Annotated in this window: 19 protein-coding genes; 15 read left to right on the plus strand and 4 right to left on the minus strand. The window is 29.3% G+C overall.

The genetic code is table 11. The annotated features are described in order from the left end of the window. Nucleotides 1-19: 19 nt before the first annotated feature. The 5 genes from PHEL85_RS17440 (at nucleotide 20) to PHEL85_RS14335 (ending at nucleotide 5,198) form a co-directional block, all read left to right on the plus strand. The gene (locus tag PHEL85_RS17440) at nucleotides 20-1,321 is read left to right on the plus strand and encodes a hypothetical protein (RefSeq protein WP_156109252.1); all 1,302 of its coding nucleotides are present in this window, start codon (nucleotides 20-22) and stop codon (nucleotides 1,319-1,321) included. Between the two features lie 23 nt (nucleotides 1,322-1,344). Further along, entirely contained in the window at nucleotides 1,345-2,712 is a 1,368-nt protein-coding gene (locus PHEL85_RS14320) for an OmpP1/FadL family transporter (protein WP_036826733.1), read from the plus strand. Between the two features lie 134 nt (nucleotides 2,713-2,846). Continuing rightward, a complete protein-coding gene (locus PHEL85_RS14325) occupies nucleotides 2,847-3,752 on the plus strand; it encodes a NifU family protein (RefSeq protein ID WP_036826736.1) in 906 nt (301 codons plus the stop codon). A 4-nt stretch (nucleotides 3,753-3,756) separates the two neighbouring features. After that, on the plus strand, nucleotides 3,757-4,488 hold the full coding sequence (gene ubiE, locus PHEL85_RS14330) for a bifunctional demethylmenaquinone methyltransferase/2-methoxy-6-polyprenyl-1,4-benzoquinol methylase UbiE (RefSeq protein ID WP_036826739.1): 732 nt from the start codon (nucleotides 3,757-3,759) through the stop codon (nucleotides 4,486-4,488). Continuing rightward, the gene (locus tag PHEL85_RS14335; protein ID WP_235318292.1) at nucleotides 4,488-5,198 is read left to right on the plus strand and encodes a porin family protein; all 711 of its coding nucleotides are present in this window, start codon (nucleotides 4,488-4,490) and stop codon (nucleotides 5,196-5,198) included. The genes ubiE and PHEL85_RS14335 overlap by 1 nt, the downstream gene beginning before the upstream one ends. A gap of 88 nt (nucleotides 5,199-5,286) precedes the next feature. Here the strand turns inward: PHEL85_RS14335 and PHEL85_RS14340 are convergent, their stop codons facing one another. Then, nucleotides 5,287-6,018 carry a TrmH family RNA methyltransferase gene (locus PHEL85_RS14340; RefSeq protein WP_036826741.1) on the minus strand — a complete coding sequence of 244 codons (732 nt, stop codon included), beginning with the start codon at nucleotides 6,016-6,018 and terminating at the stop codon, nucleotides 5,287-5,289. Between the two features lie 69 nt (nucleotides 6,019-6,087). Between PHEL85_RS14340 and PHEL85_RS14345 the strand changes: the two genes are divergently transcribed. From PHEL85_RS14345 to PHEL85_RS17445, 9 genes are all read left to right on the plus strand, one after another. Then, nucleotides 6,088-8,601 (plus strand): BamA/TamA family outer membrane protein, encoded by a 2,514-nt coding sequence (locus tag PHEL85_RS14345; RefSeq protein WP_036827891.1) that lies wholly within the window; start codon nucleotides 6,088-6,090, stop codon nucleotides 8,599-8,601. Between the two features lie 99 nt (nucleotides 8,602-8,700). Then, on the plus strand, nucleotides 8,701-9,768 hold the full coding sequence (gene fbaA, locus PHEL85_RS14350) for a class II fructose-bisphosphate aldolase (RefSeq protein ID WP_036826744.1): 1,068 nt from the start codon (nucleotides 8,701-8,703) through the stop codon (nucleotides 9,766-9,768). Between the two features lie 162 nt (nucleotides 9,769-9,930). Continuing rightward, entirely contained in the window at nucleotides 9,931-10,788 is an 858-nt protein-coding gene (gene accD, locus PHEL85_RS14355) for an acetyl-CoA carboxylase, carboxyltransferase subunit beta (protein WP_036826747.1), read from the plus strand. 155 nt (nucleotides 10,789-10,943) lie between these two features. Continuing rightward, complete coding sequence (gene rpsO, locus PHEL85_RS14360; protein ID WP_036826749.1) at nucleotides 10,944-11,213, plus strand: 30S ribosomal protein S15; 270 nt, start codon at nucleotides 10,944-10,946, stop codon at nucleotides 11,211-11,213. Nucleotides 11,214-11,453: 240 nt separating this feature from the next. Beyond that, entirely contained in the window at nucleotides 11,454-13,694 is a 2,241-nt protein-coding gene (locus PHEL85_RS14365) for a polyribonucleotide nucleotidyltransferase (RefSeq protein ID WP_036826752.1), read from the plus strand. A 133-nt stretch (nucleotides 13,695-13,827) separates the two neighbouring features. Continuing rightward, complete coding sequence (locus tag PHEL85_RS14370; protein ID WP_052108596.1) at nucleotides 13,828-14,805, plus strand: YHYH protein; 978 nt, start codon at nucleotides 13,828-13,830, stop codon at nucleotides 14,803-14,805. 49 nt (nucleotides 14,806-14,854) lie between these two features. Next, nucleotides 14,855-15,415, plus strand: coding sequence for a hypothetical protein (locus PHEL85_RS14375; protein ID WP_156109254.1), 561 nt, complete (start codon nucleotides 14,855-14,857; stop codon nucleotides 15,413-15,415). A gap of 119 nt (nucleotides 15,416-15,534) precedes the next feature. Then, complete coding sequence (gene folK, locus PHEL85_RS14380) at nucleotides 15,535-16,659, plus strand: 2-amino-4-hydroxy-6-hydroxymethyldihydropteridine diphosphokinase (RefSeq protein ID WP_036826756.1); 1,125 nt, start codon at nucleotides 15,535-15,537, stop codon at nucleotides 16,657-16,659. A gap of 66 nt (nucleotides 16,660-16,725) precedes the next feature. Further along, complete coding sequence (locus tag PHEL85_RS17445) at nucleotides 16,726-18,204, plus strand: OmpA family protein (RefSeq protein WP_081965159.1); 1,479 nt, start codon at nucleotides 16,726-16,728, stop codon at nucleotides 18,202-18,204. Between the two features lie 173 nt (nucleotides 18,205-18,377). Here PHEL85_RS17445 and gldC read toward each other — a convergent pair whose 3' ends face one another. Both gldC and gldB read right to left on the minus strand, forming a co-directional pair. Then, nucleotides 18,378-18,713 carry a gliding motility protein GldC gene (gene gldC, locus PHEL85_RS14390; RefSeq protein ID WP_036826759.1) on the minus strand — a complete coding sequence of 112 codons (336 nt, stop codon included), beginning with the start codon at nucleotides 18,711-18,713 and terminating at the stop codon, nucleotides 18,378-18,380. Then, nucleotides 18,713-19,672: a gliding motility lipoprotein GldB gene (gldB, locus tag PHEL85_RS14395; protein WP_036826762.1), complete on the minus strand. Its 960-nt coding sequence runs from the start codon at nucleotides 19,670-19,672 to the stop codon at nucleotides 18,713-18,715. Before gldB ends, gldC begins: the two co-directional genes overlap by 1 nt. Nucleotides 19,673-19,731: 59 nt before the next feature. On the opposite strand from gldB, the gene nadE reads away from it, so the two are divergent. Continuing rightward, nucleotides 19,732-20,520: an NAD(+) synthase gene (gene nadE, locus PHEL85_RS14400; protein ID WP_036826766.1), complete on the plus strand. Its 789-nt coding sequence runs from the start codon at nucleotides 19,732-19,734 to the stop codon at nucleotides 20,518-20,520. A gap of 273 nt (nucleotides 20,521-20,793) precedes the next feature. On the opposite strand, the gene PHEL85_RS18225 is transcribed toward nadE, so the two are convergent. Next, a complete protein-coding gene (locus tag PHEL85_RS18225; protein ID WP_262501566.1) occupies nucleotides 20,794-20,925 on the minus strand; it encodes a hypothetical protein in 132 nt (43 codons plus the stop codon). Nucleotides 20,926-20,977: the final 52 nt, after the last annotated feature.

Consider the following 20,977-nt stretch of genomic DNA (forward strand, 5'->3'; position numbering starts at 1 on the left):
TCATCTAAATATAATCATCATGAAACTACAAAATATAAACCTTAACACAAACCGACTATTATTATTACTTACAACAAGCTTGCTGTTGGTTTCTTGTGGAACTTATCAAAATGCATCTAATGATGATGGCATTTATGGTGATGATACTGCCGTAAAAGAAAAAAAGAAAGTAGTTATTGTTGATGAAGAAGAATATAAAGATTACGAAGACAATTATTTTTTAAACAAATTAAATAGTTTAGAAAATATAGATAATAATGATGTTTTTACAGAAGTAGATGATTATAATACTGTAGACACCATTTATGTTGATGAAGAAATAATAGATGAAACTTTAAATTATAATCCTAATCAACCTTGGGGACAAGGTGAAAATAATGACGTAGTAGTTCATATAAATTTAAATACAAATCCTTATTGGAATGATTTTTATGGTTATGGATATTATGATAATTGGGGTTACAGAAACTGGAGAAACCGAGGTTATGGTTGGAATTACAATCCTTACTGGCATCCATATCATAATTACTATGCATGGAACGTAGGGTTTTATACACCTTTTTATTACCAACCTTACTACTACGGATATTCAAATCCTTATAGAAATTATAACAACAGATACAATAATAATTATTACAGAAATAGAAATTATAGTAGAAGAACTGCAAACAATAATACTTACAGAAGAAATAGTAGTGTAAATTCTAGAAATAGAAGTACAACTAGCAGAAGAACAAATTCTTCTGTAAATAGAAAACCCACAACTTCTTCTAGAAGAAGTAGTAACACTTCAACTTCTCCTAGAAGAAGTTCTACAACAAGAGGAACCTCTACTACAAGAAGAAGCACATCACCAACAAGAAGTACAAGAAGTAGCTCTTCTACAAGAAGCAGTTCTGGAAGCAGAAGAAATATTGCAAGTGTAGACGCATCTAATGCAAATATTAGAAACCATAGACAAGTTGTTGTAGTAAGAAGATCTTCAACTCCTTCAACTTCTAGAAGATCTTATAATTCCACAAATAGAAATTCTAATACTTCTACAAGAGGAACTGTAAGAAGCACAACAAGAAACAACTCTTCAACTAGAAGTACTACTAACAACTCTTCAAGCAGGAGCTATAATAATTCTTCTAGAAGCAATAATAATTATAAACCTTCAACCAGAAGTTCTTCTTCTACAAGATCATCTTCATCTAGAAGTTCATCAACAAGAAGTACACCAAGTAGAAGCAGCTCTAGAAGTTCATCAACAAGAAGCTCTAGTTCAAGCAGAAGTTCGTCATCAAGAAGTTCTTCATCATCTAGAAGAAGAAATTAATCTAAATTAGAAAAACATTTAAAATGAAAAAGTTTATAACAATAGCGATTTTTTTCGCAGCAACAATTACGTCTTATTCGCAATCTTTAGGGTATCAAGATTTAGGTATTTTATTTTCACAAAATGATGAAAATGGTTCTGCACGTTTTACAGCAATGAGTGGTGCTTTTGGAGCATTAGGAGGAGATGTTTCTGCAATGAGTATTAATCCTGCAGGTATTGCAATATTTAAAAACAGCTCTTTTTCTGGCACATTTAATTCTAGAAATTCTGATATTATTGCTGATTATTATGGAAAATCATTGACAACACAAAATCAATTTTTTAATCTTTCTCATGCTGGTGCCGTTTTAGTTTTTGATAGCGCTTACAATTCTGAATGGAATAAATTTGCAATTGGTTTTAACTATAGAATTACAAAAGATTTTTCTAATAATTTTTTAGCACAAGGAAATAGTGGTGTTGCTACTTTTAGAGATTCACCTTTAGATAACAGTGTTCCTGCCATAGATTTTAATATTGCAGATGAACAACGTTTTTCTAATAATTATAATGGTGAAATTTCTGAGTTAAATATTGCCTTTTCATCTGTTCATCAAAAGAAATTATATGTTGGATTAGGATTAAACTTTTATGACTTAAACTTTAGTCAACAAACACTTTTAACAGAGTTTAATAGTGATGTAAATGGAAATGAATTAGATGTAGATTTATATCAAGAAAACATTACAACAGGTACTGGTTTTTCTGCAAATGCAGGATTTATTTACAAAGCACATCCTAATTTTAGATTTGGTTTAGCCTACCAAACACCAACTTGGTATTCAGAAATTTTACAAGACACCAATTTTAACCAAGATAATGATATTGATATTGGAGAAACTACATTTTATCAAGGAAGCCAAGATTTAACAGAGTATAATGAATGGCAATACATCAGCTATAGTTTAAAAACACCAAGTAAATTAACTGCAAGTGCTGCGTTTATTTTTGGAAAAGATGGTTTAATAAGTTTTGATTATATCAATAAAGGGTACCAAAACATGAAATTATCTAACGGTGTTTTTAATGATGAAAATCAGTTTTATCAAAATGAATTAAGAAACACGCATTCTTACAATGTTGGTACAGAATGGAGATTAGATAGATTTAGTGTTAGAGGTGGGTATAAATTTGAACAGAGTCCAGATATACTAGCTTTAGATTCTGATAACTTAAAAGGATATTCTTTAGGTGCAGGATATAACTTTGGAAGTTTTAAATTAGATTTTTCTTATACTGATAATAATAAAACTAGCCCATATAACTTCTACCCTGGCTTTAATGTAAATCCAGCAGAATTACAATTAGACAACAAAACAATTACGGCTACAGTTACTTTAAATCTGTAATTTTTAAACGCTTAAAATTAAATTCCGCTTAAACAGATAAACACTGTCTTTAAGCGGAATTTTTATTTAACATATCAAAAACATTTCTGTTTCCCTTTTTTCCCTTAATTTTGCAATTCAATTTTTTCAAGACAATGAAAGACGTAAAGATCACAATTCAAGAAACTACCAACAATACAATTATAAAATTTAACACCAATCAAGTTTTAATAAATGGTGGAAGTTATGAATATAGCAATATAGACGAAGCAAAGAATTCGCCTTTAGCACAACAGTTATTCTACTTACCATTTGTAAAGAAGATTTTTATAACAGCAAATTTTATTGCTATACAACGTTTTGATATTTTAGAATGGATAGATGTACAAGAAGAAGTTAAAGAGCAAATTGAAGCTTACTTAAATGACGATGGTGTTGTTGTAGAGGAAAACCCAACATCAAAAAAAGAAGCAATTGAGGTATATTCTGAGGTTACACCAAACCCTTCAGTAATGAAATTTGCAACCAACAAAGCGCTAACGCAAACAAATGTTGAATATAAAAACATTGATGAAGCGAGCAAATCTTCTCCTTTAGCACAAGCTGTTTTTAATTTTCCTTTTGTAAAAGAAGTATTTATTTCTGATAATTATGTTTCTGTTACAAAATACGACATGGTAGAATGGAGTGATGTTTTTGCAGAAGTAAGAACTTTTATTCGTGAGTACTTAGTTTCTGGTAAGGCGATAATTAAAGAACTTCCAACAGAAAAGAAATCTACTAAAGAAGATAAAGTTGAAGTACCTAAAGTACAATTAGAAGGAATTGAAGCACAAATTGTAGATATTTTAGATGAATATATAAAACCTGCTGTTGCTAGCGATGGAGGAAATATAGCTTTTCGCTCTTATGACGAAGAAAACAAAATAGTAAGTGTTATTTTACAAGGTGCTTGTAGTGGATGCCCTTCTTCTACTGCTACTTTAAAAAACGGAATAGAAAACTTACTAAAAGAAATGCTACCAAATCAAATAAATGAAGTGGTAGCAATTAACGGTTAATAGAATGTCAGCAGAAAAGATAAACCCATACAAAGGTTCTAAACTTGGTAAGAAAGAGCAAGTTGCTAAAATGTTTGATAACATTTCTGAAAATTACGATGGTTTAAACAGAGTTATTTCTTTAGGAATTGATGTAAAATGGCGTAAAAAAGTAGTGAAGATTGTTGGGCAAAACAATCCGAAACAAATTTTAGATATCGCCACAGGAACTGGAGACTTAGCTATAATGATGGCTGCTTTAAATCCTGATAGAATTGTAGGTTTAGACATTTCTGAAGGAATGTTAGAAGTTGGAAAACAAAAAATTGCAAAAGAAAATCTATCAGACAAAATAGAAATGATTGTTGGCGATTCAGAAGAAATGCCTTTTAAGGATAATACTTTTGATGCAATTACAGTTTCATTTGGAGTTAGAAACTTCGCAAACTTAAACAAAGGAATTAAAGAAATTGCTAGAGTTTTAAAACCGACAGGTGTTTTGGTTATTTTAGAAACCTCTAATCCAACCAAGTTCCCTTTTAAACAGGGCTATAAATTATATACTAATTTATTTTTACCAATTGTAGGCAAGTTATTTTCTAAAGACAAAGTTGCCTATTCATACTTATCAAAATCTGCAAATTCTTTTCCTTTTGGAGAAGCATTCAACAATATTTTACAAAAAAATGGGTTTACAAATACAGAAGATAAACCCGTAACTTTTGGAGTTGCTACAATTTATACTGCATGTAAATAATGATGAGTAAAAAATTTATAATTTTCAGTTTTTTCCTTTTAACTTCAATTACTTTTTTTGCACAAAATGAAGGGGTTGAATATCTACCAACTTTTGATAAAAGAAAATTACATTATGGCTTTTATTTAGGTCTAAACCAAAATGATTTTAAAGTAAGTTTAAAAGATGTTCCTTCGGTTCCAAATGCAAGTATAACTGTAGAACCTACTGCTGGATTTAATGTAGGTTTAATCGCAGATTTACGATTGCATAAAAATTTAAACTTACGTTTTGAACCTGGTTTAATAACCAATGCTAAAAAAATATATTTTAATCACTTAGCAATACCTCAAGACAGTGTTAGAGAAGCCAGTTCTACTTATTTACACATTCCGTTATTATTAAAATTTAGTACAGATAAATATAAAAATATTCGTCCTTTTCTATTAGCTGGTGTTTCATATAACTACAATTTTTCTAGTAGTGAAGACAACCAAGATGATAATTTTGCAGGACAATTTAGAATGAATACAAGCAACTTTATGTATGAAGTTGGTGTAGGTGTAGACTTTTATTTATACTTCTTTAAATTCTCTCCTTCTATTCGTGGAATTTTTGCAATAAACAACGAGATTAAATATGACAATCCTGCAAATGGAACAAGTCAGTGGACAGCTCCTGTAAATTATATGGGAACTCGTGGTGTATTTCTTACTTTTGCTTTTGAGTAGATATTAGTTGTAAAGTTTTAAAGTAAAAAAGTTGCAAAGTTTAATGCAGCGATTTTTAAAGGTATTTTTTCAAACTTGCTAACAAAAACTAACAACCTCGTTTAAACTCACTTAATAAAATAGCAGTAGCTGTAGCTACGTTTAAACTTTCAGTTTCTTGTATTTCTCCAAATCTTGGTATCGAAATTTTATTAGTAATCAACTTTTTTATTTCATTAGAAACTCCATTAGCTTCATTTCCCATAATAAGAATTCCTTCTTTTGGTAAATTCGTTTTGTATACGTTTTCACCATCCATATCTGCAATAAAAGTTGGTAAATTAGTTGCTGATAAATATTCAGCTAAATCTACATAACGTATAGAAATTCTTGTTAAAGACCCCATACTTGCTTGCACAACTTTTTGGTTAAAACAATCTACGGTGTCTTTTGAGCAAATTAACTCCTCAACACCAAACCAATCACATAAACGAATAATGGTTCCTAAATTTCCAGGATCATTTATAGCGTCTAAAGCAATAACTAACCCTTTGTTTTTAAAAGCTTTTTCATCAGGAAACTTAAACAAACCTAAAACTTTATTGGGTGTTTTTAAATTACTTATTTTCTTTAAATCTGTTTCAGAAATCCGAACTATATTTTCATCAGAAATATTCGTAGAAAAATCATCAGTACAAAAAAGTGTTTCAACTTCAAGAGAAGAATTCAATAATTCTTGCACCACTTTTATACCTTCTGCTATAAATAATTTATGCTTTTGTCTATACTTTTTTTGAGATAAACTTGTTATTAATTTAAATTGATTTTTTGATATACTCATTAATTGATTGTAAATAGAAATAAACCGTCGAAAAATACTATTTTTGATTTTGATAGCATTGCTAAATTAATGAAAAAACTTTCTTTATCATTTTTATTCTTACTCATTTTAGTTTCATGTAATTCCACAAAACATGTTGCTGAAGATGAACACATGCTTACGCAAAATTATATTTTTGTTGACAGTGTTAGAAATAAAAGCAGTGATATTCAAAAATATATACTTCAAAAACCAAATCCAAGGTTTTTAAATTTCCCTTTTGCTTTGTACTTGCACAATATTGGTAGCTATAAAAAACCAAAAACACCATCAGAATGGGGTAAAAAAAACCCACGTTCATATAATTTTATCAAAAATATCTTTTCAGAAAAACAAAGTATTGGATATGCAAACTCCTTTATTGGTTTAAATAATTGGTTTTTAAAATATCAAGGGCCAGAAATCATTAATAATAGAAAAATAAAAAGAACTGCAGATAACTTATGGGCATACTACAAGACTCAAGGATATTTTAAATCTAAAGTAGATACTGTTGTAAACTTATATAAAGACAAAAAAGCCACTGTAGAATATCATATTACAAAAGGAAAGCCAACTCTTTTAGACACCATAAACATTAAAATAGAGTCTCCAGTTTTAGACTCTATTTATAAAAACTCTAACACTTCTTCCATGCTAAAATCTGGAAGTCAATACAATGATAAAACATTTAGAAATGAAGCTAGTAGAGTCTTAAAACTATTTAGAAACAATGGTATTTACAACTTTACAGAATCTTCATTAGGTTTTTATGTAGACTCTACAAGGGCTGATTACAAGACAAATGTTGAGTTTTTAATTTCTGGAAATAGATTAGAAGATAAAAATGGTAGTTATATTAATACTCCTTATAAAATAAAAAAAATAACTGAAGTTAATGTAACTACAGATTATTCTTTTACAAAAAAAGGAGAACCTTTATTAGACTCTTTAAATTATAAAGGGATTAATTTCTTTGCTCATGGAAAAATCAAGTACAACCCAAAATTTTTATCACAATCCATTTTTTTAAAACCGAATGGAATTTACAAAGACACTTTAAGGAACTTAACAAGAAATCATTTAAAATCACTTAAAAACTTTAAGTCTACAAATATAAAATTTAGTGAAATACCTGGAACTGACAATGAACTAAAAATGGACATTTTATTAGCACCAACAGAGAAATATACACTAGGTTTAGAAACCGAAATAACACATTCTAATATTAGAAATATTGGTTCTTCTGCAAAATTTTCTATAACAAATAGAAATGCTTTTAGAGGTGCAGAATTATTAAAACTTTCTTTTTTAGGATCTTATTTTAATTCTAATAGTGGTCCTGGTTGGGAAATTGGAGCAGATGCTTCTTTAGAAATACCAAGATTAGTTGCCCCTTTTGGTTTAAGTAAATTAGTTCCAAAAGAAATGTCTCCAAGAACATTATTTTCTATAGGATCTAGCTTTCAAAAAAACATAGGTTTAGACAGGCAAACATTTACATTTTTATCTGATTACAAATGGCAGTTTAACCCAAAAAAAACAATACAATTAGAAATATTTAACACTCAGTATATTCAAAATTTAAACATTAGTAGCTATTTTGATATTTATAGTTCTGAATTTTCTAATTTAGATGATGTTGCTGAAGTATATGATGCAGCGAATACCTCAACAACAGACCCAAACTACCATCCACTTTCAGATAAAATAGAAGACCAAGTGACTAAGGCAATTATTTTTATGACTAAAGTTTCTGATAACAATAGTTTTAAAACAACAAACCCTGACGATTACAACACTGCTTTAAATATTTTAAATAGATATAATATTATAACATCCGATTTCTTAATTCCCGTTCTAGCTTATTCTTACACTTATAATAGTCAAACAAAGTTTAACGACAATAATTTTTCGTTTTTTAAAGCAAGAATTGCTAATTCTGGAAATGTTTTAGGATTAATTTCGAAAAACACGAATGCAAATGGTAAAAAAACATTTGCTAAAATACCTTTAGCACAATATTTTAAAACAGATTTAGAATACAAACGTTTTTGGGATGTTGGTGCTAATTCAGTTTTAGGTTTCAGAACATTTTTAGGTGCAATTATTCCTTATGACAATTCAGATATTCCTTTTACTAAAAGTTACTTTGCTGGTGGTTCTAATGATATTAGAGCTTGGCAAACTTATGAATTAGGTCCTGGAAGTAGAAACACAGGGTTAGAGTTTAATGTTGGAAGCCTTAAATTTCTTACAAGTGCAGAATACAGATTTGATGTTGTAAGCAAGTTAAAAGGAGCTTTATTTATTGATGCTGGAAATATTTGGGACATTACTGGCTCAAGTTTTGTTGATGAAGATGCTAAGTTTAGTAGTTTATCGTCATTAAAAAACATTGCAATTGGCTCTGGCTTTGGAGCAAGATTAGATTTTAGCTTTTTAATTCTTCGTTTTGATATTGGCTTTAAAACCTATGAACCTTATTTAACTGGTAACAAATGGCTTAAAAACTACAACTTTGCCAATGCTGTTTACAACATAGGGATTAACTACCCATTCTAAAAACAACGAAAAACCTATAACGTTTTCGTTATTTTATTCATATTTTAAGACCTATTTTTAGTACTTTTGATGAGTAATTAATGATTAAAAAAAACAAACATGAGTCATAATATAAAACCAGGTGTTGCAACTGGAACAGAAGTTCAAGATATTTTTAATTTTGCAAAAGAAAAAGGATTTGCTTTACCAGCAGTTAACGTAATTGGATCAGATACAATCAATGCTGTTTTAGAAACTGCAAGAGATTTAAACGCTCCAGTAATCATTCAGTTTTCAAATGGTGGTGCACAATTTAATGCAGGTAAAGGGTTATCTAACGAAGGTGAAAAAGCAGCTATTGCAGGTGCTGTTGCTGGTGCAAAACACATTCATGAATTAGCAGTTGCTTATGGAGTTCCTGTAATTTTACATACTGACCATGCTGCAAAAAAATTATTACCTTGGATTGATGGTTTATTAGATGCATCAGAAAAGCATTTTGCAGAAACTGGTAAACCTTTATATAGTTCTCATATGATAGATTTATCTGAAGAGCCTTTAGAAGAAAATATCGAAATTTGTAAAACATATCTAGCTCGTATGAGTAAAATGGGTATGACTTTAGAGATTGAATTAGGTATTACAGGTGGTGAAGAAGATGGTGTAGACAATTCTGATGTAGATGCTTCTAAATTATACACACAACCAGAAGAAGTTGCTTATTCTTATGAAGAGTTATTAAAAGTTTCTCCTCAATTTACAGTTGCTGCAGCTTTTGGTAACGTTCATGGTGTTTATAAACCAGGAAATGTAAAGTTAACTCCAAAAATCTTAAAAAATTCTCAAGAATTTATCACAAAAAAATATGGTGTTGAAGAAAACCATATCGATTTTGTATTTCATGGAGGTTCTGGATCTTCTTTAGAAGAAATTAGAGAAGCAATTGGTTATGGTGTTGTAAAAATGAATATTGATACAGATTTACAATTTGCTTTTACAGAAGGAATTAGAGATTACATGCAAGGAAAAGCAGCTTATTTAGCTACTCAAATTGGTAATCCTGATGGAGCAGACCAACCTAACAAAAAATACTACGACCCAAGAAAATGGTTACGTGAAGGTGAATTAACTTTTAAAACACGTTTAAAACAAGCTTTTGCTGATTTAAACAACGTAGATACTTTATAATAAGCATCTTTTAAAATAAACGAAAAGCACTTTGATATAATCAAAGTGCTTTTTTTATGACTTTAGATGTCAAAAAGGGAACTTTAAAGAAAAAACTTTTACATTTGTATTTCTAAATTTTTAGATGCAAATTTAGAAACAACCTAAAACAAAACAACTAGTATGGCTTGGTTTAAAAGAACGGATAAAGGAATACAGACTTCTACAGAAGATAAAAAAGATACTCCAAAAGGGTTATGGTATAAAACTCCTAGTGGAAAAGTAATAGATACAGAAGAATTAAAAAGAAACTTATATGTAAGTCCAGAAGATGGTTATCATGTAAGAATAGGAAGTAAAGAATATTTCGAATTATTTTTTGATGACAATAAGTTTAAAGAATTAGATGAGAAATTAACATCAAAAGATCCTTTAAAATTTGAAGACACAAAAAAATACCCAGACAGATTAAAAGCTGCACAGGAAAAAACAAAATTAAAAGATGCTGTTAGAACTGCTGTTGGGTTGTCTTTAGGGAAAGAGATAGTAATAGCTGCTATGGATTTTGCTTTTATTGGAGGCTCAATGGGTTCTGTAGTTGGAGAAAAAATAGCAAGAGCTATTGATTATTCAATAAAAAACAAAATTCCTTTTTTAATGATTTCTAAATCTGGTGGTGCACGTATGATGGAAGCTTCACTTTCATTAATGCAATTAGTAAAAACATCAGCAAAACTAGCACAATTAGCAGAAGTTAAAATACCATATATTTCTCTATGTACAGATCCAACAACTGGAGGTACAACTGCATCTTATGCAATGTTGGGAGATATTAATATTGCAGAACCAAATGCATTAATTGCTTTTGCAGGACCAAGAGTTGTAAAAGATACTACAGGTAAAGATTTACCAGAAGGTTTTCAAAAATCTGAATTTGTATTAGAACATGGGTTCTTAGATGCTATTTATGAACGTAAAAACTTAAAAAAGCAGGTAAACTTGTATATCGATTTAATACAAAATATACCCATAAGAGCATAATATAAAAAGCCAGCAATTGCTGGCTTTTTTATTTTTAGAGTAAAACTACAAAAGAAGAACTTTGGTTCCGTTTTTATTCAAAAAAATAATTATATATTTGCAGCTTCAATGAAACAATCATTGATATACATAATAATCATTTAAATAATATTGGAATGTATTTAACTAAAGAAGTAAAAGAAAGCATCTTCGAAAAACACGGTAAAGGAAAAAACGATACTGGTTCTTCAGAAGGTCAAATTGCATTATTTACACACAGAATTAACCACTTAACGGAGCACTTAAAGAGAAATCGTAAAGATTTTAACACTGAGCGTTCGTTAGTAATGTTAGTAGGTAAGCGTAAAAGTTTATTAGATTATCTTAAGAAAACGGAAATCAATAGATATCGTGCAATTATTAAAGAATTAGGAATTAGAAAATAATTCTTACAAAAAGAGGCTCTATAAACGTGCCTCTTTTTTATTATGATAAATTCTTGTAGCTAGCTACAAAACAATAATTTATCTATCTTGCGAAAGCAGGAATCAAAAAGTATTTAATTCTGACTAACAAACAGAATCTATATAAAAAAATCAAAAATAGTAACAGCATTTTTGAATTTCCATTGCAACAACAGACAACAACACAACAAAACAAAAATTTAAAATTTAGAATTAAAATTTATGATTCCAAAAGTATTTAGAGAGGTAATAGACCTTGGAGATGGAAGAACTATCTCATTAGAAACCGGTAAATTAGCAAAACAAGCACACGGTTCAGTTGTTGTTCAAATGGGTAAAGCAATGTTATTATGTACTGTAGTATCAAGCTACAAAGCAGGAACAGTAGATTTTTTACCTTTAACAGTAGATTATAGAGAAAAATTTGCGGCTGCAGGTCGTTATCCAGGAGGATTCTTTAAAAGAGAAGCAAGACCAAGTGATGGAGAAGTATTAACAATGCGTTTAGTAGACCGTGTTTTACGTCCATTATTTCCAAAAGATTATCATTCAGAAGTACAAGTAATGATCCAATTAATGTCTCATGATGAAGATGTTATGCCAGATGCATTAGCAGGTTTAGCAGCATCAGCAGCTATTCAATTATCAGATTTCCCATTCGAATGCCCAATTTCTGAAGCACGTGTTGCAAGAGTTAATGGAGAATTCGTTATCAACCCAAGTAGAGCTCAATTAGCAGAATCTGACATCGATATGATGATTGGAGCATCAGCTGATTCTGTAATGATGGTGGAAGGTGAAATGGATGAAATTTCTGAAGAAGAAATGGCAGATGCTATTAAGTTTGCACATGAGTCTATTAAAATTCAATGTGCTGCTCAAGTTAAATTAGCAGAAGCTTTTGGTAAGAAAGAAACAAGAGAATACGAAGGAGAAAGAGAAGATGAAGAATTAGCAGCAAAAATAAATGACTTTTGTTACGATAAATGTTATGCAATTGCTAAAAAAGGAACTTCTAAAGTAGAGCGTACTAATGCTTTTTCTGAAGTAAAAGAAGCATTAAAAGCTACTTTTTCTGAAGAAGAATTAGAAGATTATGGTGATTTAGTTGGAAAATACTTCAACAAATCTCAAAAAAATGCAGTTAGAGAATTAACTTTAGCTGAAGGTTTACGTTTAGATGGTCGTAAGACTGATGAAATTAGACCGATTTGGTGTGAGGTAGATTATTTACCATCAACACATGGTTCTTCTATTTTTACTCGTGGAGAAACTCAGGCTTTAGCTACAGTAACTCTTGGAACATCTAGAGATGCAATAAAAATAGATATGCCATCTTACGAAGGTGAAGAAAACTTCTATTTACACTATAACTTCCCTCCTTTTTGTACAGGTGAAGCTAGACCATTAAGAGGAACATCTCGTAGAGAAGTTGGTCATGGTAATTTAGCTCAAAGAGCATTAAAAGGAATGGTTCCTGCAGATTGTCCTTATACAGTAAGAGTTGTATCTGAAGTATTAGAATCTAATGGTTCTTCTTCTATGGCTACTGTTTGTGCTGGTACAATGGCATTAATGGACGCAGGAGTTCAAATGACAAGACCAGTTTCTGGTATTGCTATGGGATTAATTTCTGACGGAGATCGTTACGCTGTTTTATCTGATATTTTAGGTGATGAAGATCACTTAGGAGATATGGACTTTAAAGTAACTGGTACTGCAGAAGGAATTACTGCTTGTCAAATGGATATTAAAGTAAAAGGACTTCCTTACGAAATTTTAGTAAATGCACTAAAACAAGCTCGTAATGGTCGTTTACATATTTTAGAAAAATTAACTGATACAATTACTACTCCAAACGAAGAAGTAAAAGATCATGCTCCTAAAATGATTAACAGAAGAATTCCTAATGAACTAATTGGTGCATTTATTGGACCAGGTGGTAAAAATATTCAAGAATTACAGAAAGAAACAGAAACTACAATTGTAATTACTGAAGACCCTGTAACTGAAGAAGGAATTATTGAAATTTTAGGTACAAAACCAGAAGGAATTGAAGCTGTAATTGCTAAGATTGAATCTATGTTATTCAAACCAGAAAAAGGTTCTGTATATGAAGTTAAAGTAATTAAAATGTTAGATTTTGGTGCTGTGGTAGAATATACTGAAGCTCCTGGAAATGAAGTTTTATTACATGTTTCTGAATTAGCTTGGGAACGTACAGATAATGTTTCTGATGTAGTTAAAATGGGTGATATTTTAGACGTAAAATATTTTGGAATAGACCCAAGAACTCGTAAAGAAAAAGTTTCTAGAAAAGCTATTTTACAAAAACCAGAAGGATTTGTTGAAAGACCACCAAGAGATAATAATCGTGGAAGAGACAACAGAGGTAGAGATAATCGCGGACGTGACAACAGACGTGATGATAGAAAACCTAGAGAAAACAAAAAAGAGGATTAATTTCTTTCAACTATAAAAAAAAATCCATAAAAGATTAAATTTAATCTTTTATGGATTTTTTTTATATATTAAGAACAAGTTTCTAAAAAAAACAACATCTAATACATTAACTACAGTAATAAAAACAATAATTATGAAATTAAAAATGAAACCTCATTATTTATTTACCTGTTTTTTTTCAATCATTATATTAACTACAACATTACAATCTTGTAGTTCTGATGATAGTACAGAAGAAATAACAGAAGAAGAAGAAGAAGAAACAGAATGTGTTCAGCAAGAAATCGTCGAAAATAATGCTACATGTGACAATGAAGTAGACATTACTCAAGAAAATAGTTTTGTTATTGACGGTGACAATAGAAATATTACCACAAATAATATTCCTAGCCACTTAGTTGGTGAATTTAGGAATGCTGATATAAGTGCCCAAAATGAAACTTATACTATAACTACGAATCCTGTGTCAACAGGGAGTTTAACATCACTTCAAGGAGATAGCGGACCAGAATACATGTTCGGAGTATTACTAAACGGTGTAGAATTAGACCCAATTGCTGCAGAACCTTGGCCTCATAGTGATTTAGGTATTATGGATCCAGATGCAAACTGGGACTGGAATTTAGAAGCTTTAAGTGTACCTATTGGTTTAGATTGTAATTATGCGCATGTGCAACCATCTGGTAAATACCATTACCATGGTTCTCCAACATTATACGATTTAATTTTAGATTCAGATGGAACAGAAATGGTTCAAGTTGGATGGGCAGCTGATGGTTTTCCAATTTATTATAAATATGCATATAGTAGCGCAAGCGATAGTAGCTCAGATGTAATTGCAATGACATCTAGCTATCAATTAAAAGAAGGTGACAGACCTGGTGATGGAGTAACTGCTCCTTGCTCAGAATATAACGGAGCTTATTCTGCAGATTTTGAATATATTGAAGATTTAGGAACACTAGATGAAACCAATGGTAGAACAGGAGTTACTCCAGAATTCCCAAATGGCACATATTATTATGTATTAACAGATGGAGATGAATTTCCAAGCATACCAAGATATTTTAGAGGGACACCTTCTGATGATTTTCGTCAAGGTGGAAACTAAAAATACATAAATAATGAATAAATATTTATTAGTAAATATATTTAGCTTCATGTGTATACTTTTTGGGTATGCACATGATACTGATAAAGCATATTTTGATATTGTAACAAAAGGCAATAATACAGTTGTACACAGTGAGTTTCCTTGGACTATACGAAATGCTTTAATAGCATATGACCCAGACTTTAACTATGCAAAAACAGAAGAAGAAATCAATGCTATTTTTTTTAATTATGCTAAAGACAAGCTTAAACTTTATAAAGCTAATGGAGAAGAACTTTCTTTATTAGAAGTTATTCTTGAGAAGGATAATACGCATAACCATGCAACAAAGTATACACTTATATATAAAGGTACCGAAGTAGAAAAAGTATATAACATTATTATGCTAGATCTAATGAAATCTCAAAAAAATTATAATTGGTACACAAATTATAAAGGTGAAAAAATTGAATTTATTACAAGTAAATTATCCCCTAGCTTTAACATAAAGGTTAAAAATAACACCAAAATATATACGTATTATATACTTATTTTTGGGTTTATAATACTATTAGCTGTGTTGTATTTCTTAAGAAAAAAAAGACCTATTATATTAGATAGAAGTTGATAAATAGAACTACCTCTTTTATATAATTTAACTAATATTAAAAATCGTCAAAATAATTTGACGATTTTTTTGTTTAAAACCTAATAATATAAATGCTTTTATTTTCTTTGTAACTCTTTATGAAAATACAACGCATTACATATTTATCATTAGGTACAAATCAAGGAAATAAATTTGAAAACCTACAAAATGCTATTAATTTAATAGACCAACAAGTAGGGGAAATCAAAAAAATTTCATCTATATACAAAACCCGATCTTGGGGTTTTGAAGGAGAAGATTTTTTAAATATTTGCATTAAAATCTCCACTCATCAGCAACCAGAAACTTTAATGAATTCTTTATTAGAAATAGAGAATGAATTAGGTAGATTACGCACTTCTGAAGCAGGGTATCAAAATAGAATTATTGATATTGATATATTATTAATTGATGATCAAATAATATTATCAAAAAAGTTAATTGTTCCACATCCTAGAATGTTACAGCGAAAATTTGTAATGATTCCTTTGTCTGAAATAGCAGGTACAGTTTTACATCCAATAGAAAAGAAGCAAATTTCTACTTGTTTACAGAGTTGTAATGATAGTTCAGACATAATATTAACAAATGAAAAGCTAAAAAGACCGATACCACTTACTGAAAAATACAACTATATTGCTATTGAAGGAAACATAGGTGCTGGTAAAACATCTTTAGCAAATATGATTTCAAATGAATTTAATGCAAAAACAGTTTTAGAACGTTTTGCAGAAAACCCTTTTTTACCAAAATTTTATGAAGACAAAGAAAGATATGCTTTTCCACTGGAAATGAGCTTCTTGGCCGACAGATATCAACAGTTAACCGATGATTTAGCTCAATTTGACTTATTCAAGAACTTTATAGTTTCTGATTATTATATCTTTAAATCTTTAATTTTCGCACAGGTTACATTACAAAAAGAAGAATATTTATTATATAGAAAAATGTTCGATTTGATGTACAAAGAAATTACAAAACCAGATTTATATATTTATTTATTTCAAAATACAGAGCGTCTTTTAGAGAACATAAAAAAAAGAGGAAGAGATTATGAGCAAAGTATAGAAACCTCCTACTTAAAAAGTATTCATAATGGTTATAAAAGTTTTATAAACACTGAAAAAAACTTAAATTTGTTAATCATTGATGTGTCAAAAATGGATTTTGTAAACAATATTGAAGATTACAAGTACATTGTTAATAAAATAAAGCATTTTTAAAAAAAAAATTATATTTTTGCAGGAATAAATAATTCCCCCAATTGTTTAAAAAAAAAACATATTAAAATGAGGAGAATTTTTTTATTTCTTTTATTGGGTAGCTTAATAGTTGCTAAATCATATAGTCAATTTACTACAGATGAAATTACTTACGGAAACAGAATTGATTTAGAAAACAGTAATAGTTGGGCTGTTGGTGGTGGTTTCAGTAACTTTATAATGCATGGAGATTTACGTTCAATAGGATCAGGTGATGATACAAATTATTTGAATTTCGGAGTATTTGGTTCTGTAAACAAAATGTTCAATCCTTTATTAGGGTTAGAATTTAAAGCTACTTATTCTAAAATTTCAGGAGGTGCTCAATACTTTTCTACAACAAATGAATACAAAGTATTATACACTAATAGTACTGTACTTCAAGACAATATATATTTTAAAGGTATAGCTTATGGAGCTGAATTAAACTTAATTTTTAGTTTTACAAATTTATATGAAACAACAGCAAGTAACTGGAATGCCGCTGGTTATTTTGGAGTTGGTTATCATTCATATGATTCTGCACTTTATGAAATAGATGTAACAGGAGCAAGTCCTGATAAACTTTTAGTGGATTTTGGTTATAACCCAGCTCGAAATAGTGTAAACCAAGCAAGTTCTATTTATTTATCTGCACAATTTGGTATGAAAAGAAGAATAAGTAAACGTGTAGACCTAGAGTTTAGAACTGGTATGTATTTTAACTATGAAGACCATTTAGATGCAGCAATATCTAACAAACAAGATTGGGAAACTTTTTTTGTAAGTAGTGTTGGTGTAGTTGTAAAATTAGGTAAGAAAAAAGTATTTACTATTTGGGGTGATAAAAATGGTGGTGGAGATAAATTTAAGATCTTAGATACTGATAAGGATGGTGTAATGGATCAATTAGATATTGAGCCAAATACTCCAGCAGGTGTTATGGTTTATGGTAATGGTAAAGCTGTAGATTCTGATAAAGATGGTTTACCTGATTATAAAGATAAATGTCCTTTAAAATATGGACCTATATCTAATGAAGGATGTCCATTGAATGTAGATTCTGATGGTGATGGAATTATGGATGGAGAAGATTTATGTCCAAATACTCCTGGTGTTGTTGAAAACAGAGGTTGTCCTAAACAAGAAGTAGCATCACCAAATAATGTTACTCAACAAATTGGATTATTAGCAGCAAGTATCTATTTTGATACTAATAGTGATAGAATTAAATCGATCTCTTTTGCTACTATTGATAAAATTATCAACTTAATGAAAAAAATACCAAATGTTAAATTTGTTATTGAAGGTCATACAGATGATAGAAATAGTGATAGATATAATTTGTATCTATCTCAAAGAAGAGCAGCAAGTGTCAGAAAATACATGATACAACAAGGAATCGTAAGTGAAAGATTAGAGTCTAAGGGTTATGGTGAAGCAAGACCTAAATTCTCTAATGATAATGCAGGTGGTAGACAATTAAACAGAAGAGTTGAAATTAAACCTGTAGGTTCATTAGATTAATAATTCTTAAAATTAATAAACAAAAAAAGACTACTTAGAAAGTAGTCTTTTTTTTGTTCTCTACTAATCTATATTTGTTACAAAAAAACACATTTAATACCAATATTTTTAAATTATAGAGCCTCTTAAATTAATTTAAGAGGCTTTATAACATACTTATATAAGAGTAAGTATTATTTTTTAATTTCCAGTTTTTCAGCGAAATAATCACAAAAATCACGCATTGTTGCACTCATTTTTTGATCGTCTGTTGCTCGCTCAAATGTATCTGCCATAGAAACTAAAGTTTGATGATAAAATTGCTTCATTTCATCTACAGGCATATCTTTTGTCCATAAATCCATACGTAAAGTATCTTTTTCCTTATGATCCCAGACAGAAATCATAATAGCTTTAGAAACTTCATTATTTATCCCTCCATCTTTTGCTGTCCAAGAAATTTCTTCTGGCACTTTGTTTTCATCTAAACCAATTTCAAAATTAATTTGTGAATTATGTTTTACTGACATTATTTTTTAGGCTTGTATTTTGATTTTTTGAATAAAACTTCTGAATCAATTGTTAATAATTCTTGCAAAGATACATCATTATTTTGCATAAAAGACTTCACTATTTGCCATCCTAACCATATACCAATTCTTCCAGGAGACTGATTGTCACTTTGTAAATAAAACTTAGAAAATGGAGCATTATCTAAAAACCTTTTATTTAATTTAGTATCTGTACTAAACAATAATTTTCTTTCAATAAAATACTTCCAGATTTCTACTTCATTATTAATTGCCCAGTCAATTTTTTCTTCAGAATATCCTATTTTTAATTTATCAGAAATAGAAGGCAAATACATATCCAATAGATACATTTTTTTTCCTTCATGTATCATCTTACCTATAAAACTTCTATTATTAATTGATAATAATTGCTTGTCTATTATAGAATTTGCAACATCAACAATAATGTTTTCTTTAGTATTATTTTCTTTTACATATTTTGGATACTCTGAATAAAACTCATGCTCTTTCCCTAGATATACATCCAAAGAAATAAGCATTAAACTATCTGCATAAATAACTCTACTATCATAATCTATATTAGATATCATAGTAACAACATTAGGTGTTTTAAATTTAGAATTATAATATTTAATATGCTTAAAAAGAGATATTAATTGAGTTTCTAATTCAGAAATATTACTATATAAGTTTTGAGTTTCTTTATATAAATTTTGCTCATCTTTATCATTAATTTTTGCTATTGCCAAACTATCTGTAAATGATTTTGGAAACAAGTAAGCATATTTCTTTTTTAATAAGGGCAACTTTTCTTTTGAAGCATTATAAAAATCTACTTCATATCTTTTTATTGAGAAATTTAAATCAATATTTGAAACATCGACAGTTTTTTCTTTATTTGATTTACATGAAAGGAAGCTAAATAAAATAAAAAAAACTATTATAAAAAATCTCATAAACTTTGTATCTTGCTATTAGAATTATAAAACGATAAAAATACTAAAATAGTTTATCAATGAAAACCGAAAAAGTTGCAGAACATATAATAAAATGGTTAAAAGAGTATGCCGAAAACGCAAAAGTAAAAGGGTTTGTTGTTGGGGTTTCTGGAGGAATTGATTCTGCCTTAACATCAACATTATGTGCAAAAACTGGTTTCCCTACTCTATGTGTAGAAATGCCAATTCATCAAGCAGAAAGTCAAGTCACAAGAGCACAAGAACATATTAATCAATTAAAAGAAAATTTTAATAATGTTTCTGATGTAAGAGTAAATTTAACTTCTACTTTCGAAGATTTTAAAAATGTAGTTCCCAATACAGAACCTTCTGCTAAAGTAGACTTATCTTTAGCAAATACTAGAGCAAGACTTAGAATGACAACCTTGTATTATCTAGCTGGTTTACACAGTTACTTAGTTGCAGGGACAGGAAATAAAGTTGAAGATTTTGGGGTAGGTTTTTACACAAAATATGGAGACGGAGGTGTTGATTTAAGTCCTATTGCAGATTTAATGAAGTCTGAAGTTTATGAATTAGCTGCATTTTTAGGTGTACCAAATTCGATACAAACTGCACAACCAACAGATGGACTGTTTGGAGATAGCAGAACAGATGAAGATCAAATTGGCGCTTCTTATGACGAATTAGAATGGGCTATGAACATGCAAAATAAAGGAAAATCTGAAGATGAATTTTCAGGAAGAGAAAAAGAAGTTTTTAAAATTTATTCAAGATTAAATAGAATTAATCAGCATAAAATGATTCCAATTCCGGTTTGTGAAATCCCAAAAGAGATTAAATAAAAAATAAAAAAGCCTTAATTTAAGAATTAAGGCTTTTTTATTTTTAAAGAAAATTGGCTGAAATCATTTTTTTCTTAATTCTTACGTATGCTTTTTTCTTTGATCCTTTTATAATTTCAAAAGGGAGAAGAATAAATAAAAAAATAATTTTTAAGAACTCAATTAATCTTTTCATTTTTTAAATTTTTATCAACACTTATTTAGACACACAAATAAAAAAAAGTCACATATTTAATATGTGACTTTTTTTTAAGATTTTACCAAAATAATTAATTAAAGCAGGTTTGCTGCAACCATCATTTTTTTAATCTTCATGTACGCTCTTTTCTTAGAACCTTTTGAAATTTCAAATGGTAAAAAAATGAACAATTGAATAATTTTAAGTAATTGTAATAGTCTTTTCATAGAACTAAGTTTTTCTTTTAGCGTGTGCAATATACAAAAAAACTATTTAAAC

This window comes from Polaribacter sp. Hel1_85, from assembly GCF_000766795.1.
Classification (GTDB): Bacteria; Bacteroidota; Bacteroidia; order Flavobacteriales; family Flavobacteriaceae; genus Polaribacter.

Excerpts from the sequence above, each read along its gene's own strand:
- nadE (WP_036826766.1), top strand. The coding sequence starts at position 19,732 with ATGAAAACCGAAAAAGTTGCAGAACATATAATAAAATGGTTAAAAGAG.
- PHEL85_RS14325 (WP_036826736.1), top strand. The coding sequence starts at position 2,847 with ATGAAAGACGTAAAGATCACAATTCAAGAAACTACCAACAATACAATT.
- fbaA (WP_036826744.1), top strand. The coding sequence starts at position 8,701 with ATGAGTCATAATATAAAACCAGGTGTTGCAACTGGAACAGAAGTTCAA.
- accD (WP_036826747.1), top strand. The coding sequence starts at position 9,931 with ATGGCTTGGTTTAAAAGAACGGATAAAGGAATACAGACTTCTACAGAA.
- PHEL85_RS14320 (WP_036826733.1), top strand. The coding sequence starts at position 1,345 with ATGAAAAAGTTTATAACAATAGCGATTTTTTTCGCAGCAACAATTACG.
- PHEL85_RS14375 (WP_156109254.1), top strand. The coding sequence starts at position 14,855 with ATGTGTATACTTTTTGGGTATGCACATGATACTGATAAAGCATATTTT.
- PHEL85_RS18225 (WP_262501566.1), bottom strand. The coding sequence starts at position 20,925 with ATGAAAAGACTATTACAATTACTTAAAATTATTCAATTGTTCATTTTT.
- PHEL85_RS14370 (WP_052108596.1), top strand. The coding sequence starts at position 13,828 with ATGAAATTAAAAATGAAACCTCATTATTTATTTACCTGTTTTTTTTCA.
- gldC (WP_036826759.1), bottom strand. The coding sequence starts at position 18,713 with ATGTCAGTAAAACATAATTCACAAATTAATTTTGAAATTGGTTTAGAT.
- PHEL85_RS17440 (WP_156109252.1), top strand. The coding sequence starts at position 20 with ATGAAACTACAAAATATAAACCTTAACACAAACCGACTATTATTATTA.
- PHEL85_RS14340 (WP_036826741.1), bottom strand. The coding sequence starts at position 6,018 with ATGAGTATATCAAAAAATCAATTTAAATTAATAACAAGTTTATCTCAA.
- PHEL85_RS14345 (WP_036827891.1), top strand. The coding sequence starts at position 6,088 with ATGAAAAAACTTTCTTTATCATTTTTATTCTTACTCATTTTAGTTTCA.
- PHEL85_RS14335 (WP_235318292.1), top strand. The coding sequence starts at position 4,488 with ATGATGAGTAAAAAATTTATAATTTTCAGTTTTTTCCTTTTAACTTCA.
- PHEL85_RS17445 (WP_081965159.1), top strand. The coding sequence starts at position 16,726 with ATGAGGAGAATTTTTTTATTTCTTTTATTGGGTAGCTTAATAGTTGCT.
- ubiE (WP_036826739.1), top strand. The coding sequence starts at position 3,757 with ATGTCAGCAGAAAAGATAAACCCATACAAAGGTTCTAAACTTGGTAAG.
- gldB (WP_036826762.1), bottom strand. The coding sequence starts at position 19,672 with ATGAGATTTTTTATAATAGTTTTTTTTATTTTATTTAGCTTCCTTTCA.
- PHEL85_RS14365 (WP_036826752.1), top strand. The coding sequence starts at position 11,454 with ATGATTCCAAAAGTATTTAGAGAGGTAATAGACCTTGGAGATGGAAGA.
- folK (WP_036826756.1), top strand. The coding sequence starts at position 15,535 with ATGAAAATACAACGCATTACATATTTATCATTAGGTACAAATCAAGGA.
- rpsO (WP_036826749.1), top strand. The coding sequence starts at position 10,944 with ATGTATTTAACTAAAGAAGTAAAAGAAAGCATCTTCGAAAAACACGGT.